This is a genomic window from Stenotrophomonas sp. TWI819 (assembly GCF_039673075.1).
Taxonomy (GTDB): Bacteria; Pseudomonadota; Gammaproteobacteria; order Xanthomonadales; family Xanthomonadaceae; genus Stenotrophomonas; species Stenotrophomonas rhizophila_B.
The window spans coordinates 88,385-102,994 of record NZ_JBDJKY010000010.1; the positions used below are offsets into that span (position 1 = coordinate 88,385).

Annotated in this window: 11 protein-coding genes; 7 read left to right on the top strand and 4 right to left on the bottom strand. The window is 67.8% G+C overall.

Going from position 1 to position 14,610, the window contains the following annotated elements:
- Positions 1 to 89: 89 nt before the first annotated feature.
- From ABE463_RS14380 to mgtE, 4 genes are all read left to right on the top strand, one after another.
- Positions 90 to 737, top strand: coding sequence for a protein-L-isoaspartate O-methyltransferase (locus tag ABE463_RS14380; protein ID WP_346468621.1), 648 nt, complete (start codon positions 90 to 92; stop codon positions 735 to 737).
- A 16-nt stretch (positions 738 to 753) separates the two neighbouring features.
- Positions 754 to 2,115, top strand: a complete 1,362-nt coding sequence (locus tag ABE463_RS14385) for a TolC family outer membrane protein (RefSeq protein WP_346468622.1) — start codon at positions 754 to 756, stop codon at positions 2,113 to 2,115.
- A 458-nt stretch (positions 2,116 to 2,573) separates the two neighbouring features.
- The gene (locus ABE463_RS14390) at positions 2,574 to 3,242 is read left to right on the top strand and encodes a hypothetical protein (protein WP_346468623.1); all 669 of its coding nucleotides are present in this window, start codon (positions 2,574 to 2,576) and stop codon (positions 3,240 to 3,242) included.
- A gap of 156 nt (positions 3,243 to 3,398) precedes the next feature.
- On the top strand, positions 3,399 to 4,781 hold the full coding sequence (gene mgtE, locus ABE463_RS14395) for a magnesium transporter (protein ID WP_346468624.1): 1,383 nt from the start codon (positions 3,399 to 3,401) through the stop codon (positions 4,779 to 4,781).
- Between the two features lie 48 nt (positions 4,782 to 4,829).
- Here mgtE and waaA read toward each other — a convergent pair whose 3' ends face one another.
- Complete coding sequence (gene waaA, locus ABE463_RS14400; protein WP_346468625.1) at positions 4,830 to 6,128, bottom strand: lipid IV(A) 3-deoxy-D-manno-octulosonic acid transferase; 1,299 nt, start codon at positions 6,126 to 6,128, stop codon at positions 4,830 to 4,832.
- A gap of 95 nt (positions 6,129 to 6,223) precedes the next feature.
- On the opposite strand from waaA, the gene ABE463_RS14405 reads away from it, so the two are divergent.
- Complete coding sequence (locus ABE463_RS14405) at positions 6,224 to 7,144, top strand: LpxL/LpxP family Kdo(2)-lipid IV(A) lauroyl/palmitoleoyl acyltransferase (RefSeq protein ID WP_019183794.1); 921 nt, start codon at positions 6,224 to 6,226, stop codon at positions 7,142 to 7,144.
- Positions 7,145 to 7,163: 19 nt separating this feature from the next.
- On the opposite strand, the gene ABE463_RS14410 is transcribed toward ABE463_RS14405, so the two are convergent.
- The 3 genes from ABE463_RS14410 to ABE463_RS14420 are packed head-to-tail and all read right to left on the bottom strand — an operon-like array spanning position 7,164 to position 9,792.
- Positions 7,164 to 8,408, bottom strand: a complete 1,245-nt coding sequence (locus tag ABE463_RS14410; protein WP_346468626.1) for an O-antigen ligase family protein — start codon at positions 8,406 to 8,408, stop codon at positions 7,164 to 7,166.
- Positions 8,409 to 8,466: 58 nt separating this feature from the next.
- Positions 8,467 to 9,579, bottom strand: coding sequence for a glycosyltransferase (locus ABE463_RS14415; RefSeq protein WP_346468627.1), 1,113 nt, complete (start codon positions 9,577 to 9,579; stop codon positions 8,467 to 8,469).
- A gap of 15 nt (positions 9,580 to 9,594) precedes the next feature.
- Complete coding sequence (locus tag ABE463_RS14420) at positions 9,595 to 9,792, bottom strand: zinc-finger domain-containing protein (protein WP_019183790.1); 198 nt, start codon at positions 9,790 to 9,792, stop codon at positions 9,595 to 9,597.
- A gap of 386 nt (positions 9,793 to 10,178) precedes the next feature.
- Here ABE463_RS14420 and ABE463_RS14425 point away from each other — a divergent pair, with 386 nt between their 5' ends.
- A complete protein-coding gene (locus tag ABE463_RS14425) occupies positions 10,179 to 13,529 on the top strand; it encodes a GH92 family glycosyl hydrolase (RefSeq protein ID WP_346468628.1) in 3,351 nt (1,116 codons plus the stop codon).
- Positions 13,526 to 14,224, top strand: a complete 699-nt coding sequence (locus ABE463_RS14430; RefSeq protein ID WP_346468629.1) for a basic secretory protein-like protein — start codon at positions 13,526 to 13,528, stop codon at positions 14,222 to 14,224. The genes ABE463_RS14425 and ABE463_RS14430 overlap by 4 nt, the downstream gene beginning before the upstream one ends.
- Positions 14,225 to 14,610 lie beyond the last annotated feature (386 nt).

Consider the following 14,610-nt stretch of genomic DNA (forward strand, 5'->3'; position numbering starts at 1 on the left):
CCCGGCGCGACGGCAGCGATGCTCTCAGCGCGCCGCCGGCTCCCGGCACCGGTAAAATGGCCGGCCCACTGCGCTGGATATAGAACCTCATGACGATCGATTACTCCCACGCCCGCGAACTGATGGTCGAACAGCAGATCCGCCCCTGGGATGTGCTGGAAATTCGCGTGCTCGATGTACTGGCACGCTTGCCGCGGGAGGCGTTCGTCGCTGAATCGCACCGGGCCCTGGCCTACACCGATATCGAGCTGCCGCTGGGCAACGGCCAGAAGATGATGAAGCCGGTCATCGAAGGCCGCACCCTGCAGGCGCTGGATCTGCAGCCGGGCGATGAAGTACTGGAAATCGGCACCGGCAGCGGCTACCTGAGCGCCTGCATGGGCGAGCTGGCCCGCGAAGTGCTGAGCCTGGAAATCGACACCGAGCTGGCCACGACCGCGCGTGCGCGTCTGGACGCGGCCGGCCTTGGCAACAACGTCCGCATCGAAACCGCCGACGCCCTGACCTGGGACACCGAGCGCCGCTTCGATGCGATCTGCGTCACCGGCGCGGTGGATGTCATCCCGTCACGTTTCGCCCAGTGGCTGCGTCCCGGCGGTCGACTGTTCGTGATCCGTGGCCGGTCGCCGGTCATGGAAGCGGTGCTGGTCAAGGCGGACGGCACCACTGAATCGCTGTTCGAAACCGATATCGATTACCTGCGCGGTGCCGCCCCGGCACCCCAGTTCCAACTCTGAGTCCAAGGAAGCCGCAATGATCCGCCGATCCCTCGCCCTTGCGCTGGCCGCCGCCCTGCTGCCGATGACCGCCTCTGCTGCCGACCTGCTGCAGGTCTACGAAATGGCGCGCAATGGCGATCCGCAGCTCTCGGCTGCCGAGTCGACCCGCCTGTATGACAAGGAAGGCGCCGTGCAGGCGCGTGCCGCATTGCTGCCGCAGCTCAACGGCGAGGCCTCGCTCAACCGCAGCCGCACCAACCCGAACCATGATCTGACCTCCAGCTCATTCACCACCAAGAGCCGGAACTACACGATCAACGGCAGCCAGACGGTCTTCAACTTCACCCAGTTCGCCAACCTGCGTTCGCAGCGCGAGCTGAGCAAGGCGGCCGACTTCACCCTGGATTCGGCCAACGACGACCTGATCGTGCGCACCTCGGCGGCGTACTTCAACGTGCTGGTGGGCATTGAATCGCTGTCGGCCGCGCAGACCAACGAAGCCGCTGCCAAGAAACAGTTCGACTTCGCCGACAAGCGCCTGGAAGTGGGCCTGGCCCCGATCACCGACGTGCACGAAGCCCGCGCCCAGTACGACCAGGCGCGTGCCAACACGATCATCGCGCAGAACACGCTGGCCGACGCCTACCAGGCGCTGACCGAGCTGACCGGCCAGCCGGTCAACGACCTGCGCGCCCTGCCGGCCGATTTCCGTCCGGAACTGCCGGCCAAGTACGCCACCATCGATACGCTGGTGAACGAGGCCGTGGCACAGAACCCGGCGCTGAAGGCGCAGGAACTGAAGGTCAACGCCGCCGAATCCGGCGTCTCGGCCGCCCGCGGCGCGCACTACCCGACTCTGTCGCTCGGTGCCAGCGCCGGCAAGTCGGCCAGCTGGGGTGATGTGGTCGGCGACAGCGGCAGCTTCAGCCCGGACCGCCGCACCAACAGCGTCGGCCTGACCTTGAACGTGCCGATCTTCTCCGGCGGCGCTACCCAGTCCGGCGTGCGCCAGGCGCTGGCACAGCGTGACATCGCCCAGGACGGCTACGAGCAGCAGAAGCGCGCCCTGGACCGCAACACCCGCAATGCCTACCAGACCTTGGTCGCGGGCATCAGCGAAGTGGAAGCGCGTCGTCTGGCGGTCGTGTCGGCACAGAGCGCCTATGACGCTTCGCAGGTCGGCCTGGAAGTCGGTACCCGTACCGTGCTGGACGTGATCCAGAACCAGCGCATCCTGTTCTCCGCACAGCTGGACTACGCCAACGCCCGCTACACCTTCCTGCAGAACCGCCTGCAGCTGGGCCAGGCGGTCGGCACGCTGGACATCGCCGAACTGCAGGACATCAACCGCTTGCTGACCCAGAAGGCCGCCACGCCGAGCACCACCGTCAACTGATCGACGGCGCAGGGCGAGACAGAAAAACCACCCGCATGCGGGTGGTTTTTTTTGCGTGCAGGTTGTTGATTCCGACACGTCGCGCGCGTCACGCACGCGATCACTGCCGCGGCGATTTCATCGCGTAATGCAGACCCGCGCACAGTCTCCACCGTGAACCGGTCCACAGTCCGGTACGTGCCGTTGAAAATGGCTTGACCCCTCGGCATGGGCCGACTATGGTCCGCCCCGCACCACCTTCCCTTTCCCTCCAGAGGCCCCCTCCTTGGACAGTCATAGTCGATCTCGTTGCTGCTCCTGAGCCGACGGACCCACTGACCCCAAGGTCGGTTCCGTCCGCACAGGACGGGGCCCACCGGCGCAGCTGACACGCTCGCCCGCCTCGCATCATCCGTATCGCCGTTCCACCGACCCCAAGAAGGGTGCCGCTGGCGTTTCCGTTTGCCTGGAGATTGCCCATGCACGTTTCCCGTGTGTTCGCCCTGCCGCTCGTGGCCGTGGCGATGCTTCCGTTCGACACCCGCGCCGCCGCCAGCCTGATGGTGGACGATGCCTCGATCACCGATGCCGGCCGCTGCCAGCTGGAAAGCTGGGCCCGCCACACCGATGCCGGGGCGGAGTGGACCGCCGTACCGGCCTGCACCTTCGCCGATACCGAGTGGTCGCTCGGCCTGAGCCATCAACATGCTGCTTCGTCCACGCAATGGGCGCTGGGTGCCAAGCGCGTGCTGCGCGACATCGACCAGCGCCGTTGGGGCCTGGCGCTGAGTGCCGGTGTCGGCAGCGACTGGCGCCACCTGCGTGGCGATGACTGGGGCATCAACGCGCCCCTGACCCTCGCCCTTGGCGCCAGCGATCGCACACTGCTGCACCTCAACCTGGGCTGGGCCCGCACGGCCGGCGCACGAGGCCGCACCGATGGCATCGGCCTGGAAATCGTCACCGCGCCGCACTGGTCGCTGCTGGCCGAAACCGCACGTGACGCGACACGCCAGCGCAGCAGTCAGCTCGGTGTCCGCCATCAACTCTGGCGCGGCGCCAGCGTGGATCTGCTCGCCGGTCGTGTCCACCACCAGCGTGACGGTCACTGGATCACGCTCGGCTTCAACCTGGCCTCTGCACCGTAACGCCCTGCGTGCCGCCTGACGGCACCGATCGACCGGACCGCGCGCACGTCAGCACACGGCCCATGCACCCACCGATACCTGCCCCGCTCGAGCCCTGCCCGTGCGTCGGCCTTGTGTACCTCAGCGCACTGCGCTGCTTTTTGCTGGAGAACCACCATGAACCGCGAAGACCTCCTGTTCTCGATCCGCACCCTCTCGCTCTCGCTCGACGCGGCCGGCTTTGTCAGCATCGCCGCGACCACGCATCCCTCCGATCTGGTCGATGCACTCGATGCACTGAGCGTGGACAAGACACTCCCCTTGCTGATGATGCTCGAGCCGCAGGTGCGCGCCGAGCTGTTCGCACACTTCACCGAGATCCGCCAGGATCAGCTGCTGGCGGCGATGCCGCGTGAGGCGGTGGTGCAACTGTTCGAGCACATGCCTTCGGATGATCGCGCCGACCTGTACAACCGGCTCGGCGAAGATGCCAAGCAGAAGCTGCTGCCCGCACTGACCAAGGTCGAGCGCGACGACATCCTCAAGATGGCGTCCTATCCCGAAGGCACGGTCGGTTCGGCGACGACATCCGATTATGTCTGGGTGTCACCGGAAATGACCGTGGCGCAGGCGCTGGCACATATCCGCGCCACGGCGCTGCACAGCGAGACGGTGAACATCCTGTTCGTGCTCGACCATACGCTGCGGCTGCGCGGCACGGTGGCCCTGCGTGATCTGGTGCTGGCCAACGAGAACCGCACGATCACCTCGATCATGCATGAGCAGCCGGTGTCAGCGAAGGCGCACTGGCCCAGGCTGCAGGCCGCCGAACTGATCCGTCGTTACGATCTGCTCGCGCTGCCGGTGACCAATGGCGGTGACCGCATGATCGGCATCGTCACCGTGGACGATGCGATGGACATCGAGAAGGAACAGGATGCCTCCCAGTTGGCGCGCTTTGGCGGGACGGTCAGCGGAAACGGGAACGATCTTGATGTGCGCAGCACGCCACTGAAGCAGATGTTCCGGGTGCGTGTGTTCTGGCTGGCGATCCTGACCTGCTTCGGCATCGTTACCAGTACGTTTGTCGCCGCGCAGGAGGAGCTGCTGTCGCAGGTGATCGTGCTGGCCGCCTTCATCGCCCCGATCGTGGACATGGGCGGCAATACCGGCAGCCAGTCGGCCACGCTGGTGATCCGCAGCATGGCGCTGGGCGAGCTGAAACTGAGCTGGCGCGATGTGTGGTTCGTGATCCAGCGCGAACTGCCGGTCGCGGCGGGACTGGGCATCACCATCGCCGTACTCGAAGCGATCCTGGCCTACTTCAGCAAAGGTGTGGGCATGGACGTGCTGCTGGTGGTGGGCTCGAGCATGCTGGTGTGCACCGCGTTGGGCGGCATCATCGGCGCACTGCTGCCCTTCGCCGCACGCCGCATCGGGGCGGATCCGGCCACGCTGTCGGCACCGATGATCACCTCGGTCATGGACCTCATCGGCGTGTTCATCTACTTCGGGTTTGCGTATGCCTTCCTGGGGGATCTGCTGGTCGCCGCGGGCTGATCGATCGGCCGGCCTGGTCGCCATGCAAGACGGCCAGGCGGGTCGCGATCACGCCACCGGCGGCGGCAACTGCGGTGCGATCAATGCCACGGTGCGCTTCAACGCACCGCGGCCGTTGCTGACCAGCTCGCAGCCCGCACGGGCCATGTCTTCGCGCGCCTGCGGGTCCCGCAGCAGGGTCAGCAGCGCATCGCCGACCCCGTTGGCATCCTCGGCGATCACCACCGCGCCGGCTTCGCGCATGCGCCGGGAAATCTCGGCGAAGTTGTGCAGGTGCGGCCCGGTGACCGCGGCCGTGCCCATGGCCGCAGGCTCCAGCAGATTATGGCCGCCGATGGCCTGCAGGCTGCCACCGACGAAGGCCACCTGCGCACAACCGTAGAACGACATCAGCTCGCCCAGCGTATCGATCACGAACACATCCGTATCCGCCTGCGGCCACTGCTGCTGGCGGCGCGTGGCCACCTTCCAGCCCTGCTCGCGGGCCAGTGCTTCGACCCGCGGGAAGCGCTCGGGATGACGCGGCGCCCACAACAGCAGCAGGCCCGGCACCGCTTGGCGCAGGCGGCGGTGCAGATCGATGGTGGCCTGCTCTTCGCCCTCATGCGTACTGGCGGCGATCCAGACCGGACGCGTGGCCGGCACCAGATCATGGAAGCGCGCGATGAAGTCCTGCACGTTCGGTGTGGCGATATCGAATTTCAGATTACCCAGCGGCTGCACCTGTTCAGGGCGGGCACCGAGCTGGATGAACCGCTCGGCGTCGTCGGCCGACTGCGCGGCCACGCAGGTGACCGTGCGCAGTGCACGTCCAATCAGGGCACTGAGCAGCCGGTAACCGCGCAGTGAGCGCGCCGACAGGCGGGCATTGAGGATGTAGACAGGGATCTTGCGGTCGCGGCAGCCGAACAGCAGGTTCGGCCACAGCTCCGTTTCCAGGATCAACGCCAGGCTGGGCTTGAAGTGGCCCAGGAAGCGGCCGACGCTGCCCGGCACGTCATACGGCAGATAGACATGATCGACGGCATCGCCCCATAGCGAGCGGACGCGCTCGGAGCCGGTCGGGGTGATGGTGGTGATCACCCAGCGGATGTCCGGGCGCAGCGCACGCAAGGCGTTAACCAGTGGCGCTGCGGCGTTCACCTCGCCCACCGAGACCGCGTGCAGCCAGACCCGCGGCTGGCCACTGGAGTGTGGATAGGAGGCATACCGCTCATCCCAGCGCTGGAAGTACTCGCGCACCCGGAAGCCCCGCCAGACCAGGTGGTACACGGTGATCGGCAACAGCAGGTAGAGCACGGCCGAGTACAGGCCGCGCAGGATCCATTCGACAGGGCTTTTACGCATGGACAAAGGATACGGGAGCGGCGCGGGGAAGACACGCCGCGCCGCCGTGATGGCCCTGCCGGGACGCATCCGGGCGCATCCATTAGAATCGAGGCATGTCCGATAACGCTTCCACCGCCACCCGGCCGTCCCTGCGCAATCCGCGCCACTGGCCGACCTTCGCTTTCATGCTGGTCGCCTTCGCGATCGCCCGCCTGCCGTGGATGCTGCAGCGCGCGCTCGGCCGCGGTGTCGGCACGGTCGCCTACCGGCTGGCCAGCAGCCGCCGGCGTGCCGCCGAGGTCAACTTGAAGCTGTGCTTCCCCGAGAAGGACGACGCCTGGCGCCAGCGCCTGCTGCGCGACAGCTTCGACGCGCTGGGCGTGGGCATCTTTGAATTCGCCCGTGCCTGGTGGGGCAGCATCGACAGCATCCGCCCGCAGGTACAGATCGAAGGGCTGGAGCATCTGCACCGCATGCAGGCCGAAGGCCGTGGCGTGCTGCTGGTCTCCGGCCACTTCATGACGCTGGAGATGTGCGGCCGCCTGCTGTGCGATCACGTTGAACTGTCCGGCATGTACCGCAAGCACCGCAACCCGGTGTACGAGTGGGCGGTGAAGTTCGGCCGCCTGCGCTACGCCAAGGCGATGTACGCCAACGAGGACATCCGCGCCACGGTGCGGCATCTGAAGAAGGGCGGCTTCCTCTGGTATGCGCCGGACCAGGACATGCGCGGCAAGGACACGGTGTTCGTGCCGTTCTTCGGCCACACTGCCTCGACCATCACGGCCACGCACCAGCTGGCACGGATGACCGGCTGCGCGGTGATCCCGTATTTCCACCGTCGCGAAGGCGGCAAGTATTTCCTGAAGATCGGCGCACCGCTGGAGAATTTCCCCAGCGAGGATGTCGAGGCCGATACCGCCCGGGTCAATCAGGCCATCGAAGCCATGGTGCGCGAGGCCCCGGACCAGTACCTGTGGATCCACCGCCGGTTCAAGCGTCAGCCCGGTGGGCGGAGCGATTACTACCGGTAACGCCGGACGTTTTCCGCGGTTACCGGTCGTCTTTCGCCAACAGGCTGCCCGCATACAATGCGGCCAACAGCAGGGTCAGGCCGCCCCAGAAAGTCGAATAGAACGCCAAGTGGGTGTTGAGCGGGAACACCGTCACCGCCAGTGCCAGCATCGCCGGGCGTGCATGCTCCCGCGCCTGCGGCGGGGCGAACCGCCATGCGCGCCAGGCTTGAGCCACGGCGGCCAGCCACAGCAGCAGGCCGAGAATGCCGGTTTCGGACAGGATCTCAAGCAGGATCTGGTGCGCGTGCAGCGCCGGTCCAGCACCCCACACGTCCTGCGTGGCGGGGGCCGGATTGCAGCCCGGGTAGGCATCGCGGAAGCCACGTGCGCCGACACCATTGATCGGGTGTTGTTCGATCATGCACGCCGCTGCGGCCCAGATCTGGGCGCGCCCGGACAAGGCCTGATTGACGCCGTCGTTCTCGCCTTCCCACGCCATGGCGGTACGCGTGACGCGGTCACCGACCTGGGGCACGCTCACGGTGAGCACGACTGCCGCGACCGCACCGACGGCGACGCAGGCCAGCAACCCGCGCACGCCGATCAACCGCCAGCCGGAGAACACCAGCACCAGCGCATAGGTCAGCCACGCCGCGCGCGAGCCCGCCAAGACCAGCACGACCCCCACCGCGGCGGCCACCAGTGACCAGCCGAGAATGCCCGCACGCCGAGAGGCGGCGAACAACAGGAACGGCGAGAGGCTGGCCAGCACCTGGCCGAATTTGAGGTTGCACGGGCCGAGCACGCCGCTGAGGCGATCCGCCGCCGCCATCTCCTGCGGTGAACACAACCCATGGCCACTGACCGCCCACTTGAGCTGGTCCATCGACCAGAACAGCGGGCTGCTGCCGACGATCGCCTGTGCCAGCGCATCCACCGTCCACAGCCCGGTGATCACCGCCAGCCCGCCCAGCGTCAGCGCGCGCCGCTGCGGGGTGGCCACGGCAATCGCCACCAGCCACATGAAGGGCAGATAGCGCAGGCCGGCAGCGGCTTTGCGCCATGCCGTGCCGGGATCGATCGCATCAAACGCGGAGAACGCCTGCGGCAACCAATAACCAAGCAACAGGATGCTGGTCAGCGCCCAGGCCGGGCTGCTGAGCAGGCGCTGATTGCCCTGCAGCCGCAGCTGGACCATGCGCACCGCCGCGTACAGCGCGCCAAGCACCAGCACGCCCTCGGCGATGCCGGGCAGCGGCCACAACGCGACGAACGCAATCACCCACCACGGGGCCCAGCGGCCCGCGCGGGAGCCCGGCGAACCGGGAAGGACGACGGGCTCAGCTGATGAGGGAGGTATAGAGCTGGAGCGTGTCACGCTGCATGGCCTGCAAGGTAAACGGAATCCGCGTCGGCAGTGAGGGCGGCTGCAGCAGCAACTGCTGCGCGCGCGCCAGCAGTGCATCAGCGTCGCCCAAGGGTACCGCGCCGGAGGGTTGCAGCTGAGTCAACAACTCGCCGACGCCGCCATGGTTCCAGCCCAGCACGGGGCGACCCACCGACAATGCTTCGACCACGGTGCGACCAAACGCTTCGGCTTTGTCCGACAACTGCAGGACCAGATCACTGGCTGCATAGGCCTGCGCGATGCGCGAGGTCGGCGCGGTCATCAGCACCGCATCGAACACGCCAAGGCTGCGCGCCTGCGCCTCCAGTTCGGCGACATAGGATTCGCGACCGGGCTCGCGCGTGCCCGGCATCCACAGCGTGGCCGGCACACCGGCGGCGTGCAACCCGGCCAGCAGGCTCAGCGCATGGCGATGCCCTTTCAGGCGGGTGCCACGGCCCGGCAGCAACAGCAACGGCGCATCGCCGGCCAGCCCGGGATGCTGCTCGCCCACGGCCAGGCGCGCACGCCGATCCTGCCGGCCCACGCGTGGAAACTGCGCGACATCGACACCGCGGGGTATCACCTGCAGGCGCTCGGCCGGCACGCTGGGATAGTGAGTAAGCACGAACTCACGCACGCTGTTGGAGACGCAGATCACGCGCTCGCCGCTGGTCATCACCGCGCTGTAGCGGCCCGGCGAGTTGAGCCCGTGCACGGTGGTGACCCAGTGCGGACGGGTCGCCGCCGGCAGGTTGCGCACGGCGTACAGGCCCAGCCAGGCCGGCAGCCGTGAACGCGCGTGCACGATGTCCGCGCCCACTTCGTTGAAGAGATTGCGCAGGGTCAGCACATGGCGCAGCGTCAGCAGCGACTTGCGGCCGATATCCAGCGTCAGGTGTTCGGCGCCACTGGCAAGCAACGGCTCGACCAGGCGCCCACCGGCGGACACGACGATGGCCCGGTGGCCGGCGGCCACCAGGGCGGAGGCAATCTCAAGGGTGGAGCGTTCGACCCCGCCGGAGTGCAGCGCCGGCAGCAGCTGCACCACGGTCAGTCGGCGCACAGTGTGGTCCGCGGATCAGTCGGCGAGCACGAACACGGCGCCGCAGTACGGGCACGCAGCCTCGCAGTTGGGCTCGTCTTCGATCGGCAGGTACACGCGCGGGTGCGAGTTCCACAGCGCCATTTCCGGCGTCGGGCAGCTCAGCGGCAGATCGCTGCGGTGCACGGTGTAACGCTTCTCGGCATTGGCGGGCGCGGTGGCGGTATGGCTCATGGCGTGGACACACAAAGGGGGTTGCGAGACCGCCGATTCTAGCATCTGGCGGCTGCGGACGGCCGCTGGAGCGAAGCGGCCCGGGTTGGGACGGCCGGCTCTCGTCCAACCGACCACCGGTGGTTTTAAATCGATCCAAATGCATTGTCAACAATGGCCGATGAAACGAATTTGCGGGATTTAGATCGAACTAATTGCACTTGTCAGCGCCCGTTCCCGTGATGCAGGATCGACCGGTACCGATCATCGACCCGATCGCCTGCCCGACCCCCACCGGACATGCATCGCCTTTTTCCTGCCGTCTGCCGATGGCTGGGGCGACGCCGTCCGCCGTGGCCATCGATGCGGGTCCTGCCTGCCGCCTGCCCTTCCCGGGAGACCCTTGCATGACCCTGTCCAACCTGCGCCCTGCCCGCCGCGCCCTTCCGCTCGCCCTGGCCCTGGCCTGCACCTTGATCGCCCTGCCGGCTGCCGCGCAGGGGCTGCAGACCTCGTTCGAGCCGGGTCAGCCCGCCCCGGCCGCCGGCGACGACGCGCTACAGGTGCGGATCGGCACCGGGCCGGCGGCGCCCTATGCCGCCAAGCCCGGCGTCGGCTACAGCGGCCTGCATGCGCTGCATTACGCCAGCGCCGGTGGCAAGGCGCGCCGCCAGCTGTTCACGACCGACCTGGCCATCGAAGCCGATACCACTCTGTCCTGGCTGGTGCTGCCCGAGATCGTCGGCAAGGACACCGTCGCCTCGACCTACGTCTCGCTCGATCTGGTGCTCGACGACGGCACCCGGGTCTCGGCCAGCGCCGCGCGCGATCACCACGGCGTGGCGCTGGGTGCGCGTGCGCAGGGCGACTCGAAGACGCTGTACCCGCAGCAGTGGGCGCGCAAAGCCGTTCGCCTGGGCGATACCCCGGCGCTGCGCGGGCGTCGCGTGGTCGCGCTGGAGTTGGAGGTGGCCAGCGCCGATGGCGCGCCGGTGGCCGGCTGGATCGACGATGTCCGCCTGGACGCGCAACCGCGCAGCACGCCGCAGCGCCCCTCGGACTGGGTGCTGACCACCCGCGGCACGCAGGCCAATGGCACCTTCTCGCGCGGCAACAATTTCCCGGCGACCGCCGTGCCGCACGGCTTCAACTTCTGGACACCGGTGACCGACGCCGGCTCACTGACCTGGCTGTATCGCTGGAACGAACAGAACGATGCGGCCAACCGGCCCCGCCTGCAGGCGCTGGCGCTGAGCCACCAGCCCAGCCCGTGGATGGGCGACCGCCAGACCTTCCAGGTGATGCCGTCGGCGACCCGTGGCGTGCCCGAGGCCGACCGCAGCAAGCGTGCGCTGAGCTTCTCGCGCGACAACGAGCAGGCCCGCCCGTACCGCTATGACGTGCGCTTCGACAACGGCATCGCCGCCTCGATCGCACCGACCGACCACGCCGCCGTCTTCCGCTTCGCGTTCCCCGAAGGCGGTGATGCCAACCTGCTGTTCGACAACGTCGACGCACGCGGCGGGCTGACGCTGGATGCGGCCACCCAGACACTCTCCGGCTATACCGATACGCGCAGTGGCCTGTCCACCGGCGCCACCCGCATGTATGTGGTGGCCAGCTTCGACCGACCGTGGCGCAGCAGCGGCACGGTGAAGACCGGCCGCCCGACCGGCTACATCAAGTTCGATGCGGGCACCGACCGCCGCGTTTCCATGCGCATCGCCACGTCGCTGATCTCGGTCGAGCAGGCGCGCCACAACCTCGCGCTGGAAGTGGCGGCTGCCGACGATGTGGATCGCGTGGCCGCGCGCGCGCAGGAGGCGTGGGATCAGCGCCTGGCCCGGTTCGACGTGGGCGATGCCAGCGATGACCAGAAGACGACGCTGTACTCCAACCTGTACCGCCTCTACCTCTATCCCAATTCCGGCCATGAAAACGCCGGCACCGCGGCGGCACCGGACTGGCGCTATGCCAGCCAGGCCAGCGCCTCGGATGAGAACACCGACGGCAGCGCCACGCGCAGCTTCGCGCCGGTGCGCGACGGCAAGGTGTACGTCAACAACGGCTTCTGGGACACCTTCCGCACCACCTGGCCGGCCTACGCCCTGTTCACCAAGGACGATGCCGGCGCGCTGGTGCAGGGCTTCATCGAGCAGTACCGCGCCGGGGGTTGGGTCGCCCGTTGGTCCTCGCCCGGCTATGCCGACCTGATGGTGGGCACCAGTTCGGACGTGGCCTTCGCCGATGCGTGGCTGAAGGGCATCGGCGGCTTCGACCCGCAGGAGGCCTACGCTGCCGCACTGAAGAACGCGACCGTGGTGCCGCCGGACCGCCATGTCGGGCGCAAGGGCATGGACCGCTCCACCTTCCGTGGCTATGCCACCGCCGATGTGCACGAAGGCATGTCGTGGACGATGGAAGGCGCACTCAACGATTTCGGTGTGGCCAACATGGCCGAGGTGCTGGCCAAGCAGGCCGATACGCCGGCCGCGCGCGAACGCTATGCGACCGAGGCCGACTACTTCCGTCACCGCGCCAGTACCTATGCCACGTTGTTCGATCCTGCCGCAGGCTTCTTCCAGGGCCGCAAGCCGGATGGCAGCTGGCGCCTGGATGCGAACGACTACGACCCGCGCGTGTGGGGCCATGACTACACCGAATCCAACGGCTGGACGTTCGCCTTCACCGCCGCGCACGACGGCGAAGGCTTGGCGGCGCTGTACGGCGGCCGCGCGCAGCTGGCGGCCAAGCTGGACACCTTCTTCGCCACCCCGGAAACCGCCGATGCCGCGTTTGCAGGCTCCTACGGCGGCACCATCCACGAGATGACCGAAGCACGCGATGTGCGCATGGGCATGTACGCGCACAGCAACCAGCCGGCGCACCACATCCCGTGGATGTACCTGTATGCCGGGCAGCCGTGGAAGACCCAGCAGCATGTGCGTGAGATCCTCTCACGCCTGTACCTGGGCAGCGAGATCGGCCAGGGCTACCCGGGCGATGAGGACAACGGCGAGACCTCGGCGTGGTACCTGTTCGCCTCGCTGGGCATCTACCCGCTGCGCATGGGCGCACCGGAATACGTGATCGGCTCGCCGCTGTTCCGCCATGCCCGCGTGGAACTGCAGGGCGGTGCGGTGCTGACCGTCAACGCGCCTGAAAATTCGGACCGCAACATCTACGTGCAGTCGCTGAAGGTCAACGGCACGCCGTGGACCAAGACCTGGCTGCCCCACGACCTGCTCGCCAAGGGCGCCACGCTGGACTTCGTCATGGGCCCGGAACCCTCGCGCTGGGGCAGCAGCCCGGACGATGCGCCGCGCTCGCTCACTGCGCGCGGCCAGCAGCCGGCCCTGCTGCATGATCTTCTCGGCAGCGGCGCGACCGCCCAGCTCGGCGATGGCCGCGCGGCGGCTGCGCTGATCGATGATGATGCTTCCACGTCACTGCCGCTGGGTAGCTCAAGCACGATCACCTTCAGCAATGTCGCGGCGGGTACGCCGTCGATGTACACGCTGACCAGCGGCAACGGCCCGATCCGCGACGGCGACTGGACGCTGGAGGCGCGCACCACCGGTGGCCGCTGGGTGCAGGTGGACCAACGCCGTGGCGAAGCCTTTGCGTGGGCCATGCAGACCCGACCGTTCCGCATCGCCCACCCGGGCCGCTACGCCGAGTACCGGCTGCGCATCGGTGCACCGGGTCGCCTGCAACTGGCGGAAGTCGAGCTGCTCGCCCCGGCGGCGGTGCGATGAGGACTGCCCTGCCCATCACCCGGTGCCTGCTGACCGCCCTGCTCGTCACCGCCGGGCTCGCCGATGCACACGCATTCGAGACCACCCAGACCCGCGAGGGCGTGACCCTGCACTACCGCGACGCCAGCGATGCGCTGGCCGCGCCTGTACGTGAGCGGATCATCGAGACCTTCTTCGGTGCCTATCTGCGCGAGCGCGCCGATTTCCATCCGGCCGCACCGACGCAGGTCGGCATCGTCATCGACCCGGCGTACGACGGCATCGCCTTCGTCGGCGAGAAGGCGCAGGCGGCGACGATCACGATCAATCCGGCCTGGCTGGCCAAGCACCCGGGCGACATCGATCTGGTCACGCATGAGGCGATGCACATCGTGCAGGGCTACCCGGAGTACGCCAATGCGCGTGTGCCGGGCTGGCTGGTGGAAGGTATCGCCGATTACGCCCGCGACCGCTATGGCAGCGACAACGCCGGGGCGGGCTGGGCACTGCCGACACAGGTCAAACCGGAGCAGAACGTCGATACCGGCTACCGGGTCACCGGTGCGTTCCTGGCGTGGAGCGAGGCGCAGCATCCCGGGCTGGTGAAGGCGCTTGATGGTGCGCTGCGCGAGGGCCGCTATACGCCGGCGTTGTGGGAAACACTCAGCGGCGTGACGTTGCCGGCCTTATGGGCGCAGTACGTGCGGACACGCTGATTACTGCCGGTGGCCGGTCGGCGTCTGCCAGGAGCCGGCCAGCGGCCGTCACTACCGGCGCCATCGGTGCCGTCTTCAGCGCGCGCCAACCAACCCGGCGTACAGCGCGAACAACTGCTGGAAATACCGCTTCGTCCGTTGATGGCGCATGACACCGTTCCCGTGGCTGATCGTGGAGGATCTGGTCGGGCCCAGGGTGGCGACGCCCCCACCGGAGCGCCACCACGGCCGGGCCGCGTGGGGGTATTGGGCGCTTGGGACGTTGCAGGGCGGTGACGGCTGTGCGGCGCGCGTGTGGCAGATACACACGCCACAACGACTCAGGCCGAAGGCAAACAGGGCCTGCCGACCCACGGTCGGCAGCTACCGGTTTCGCTGCCCGAAAC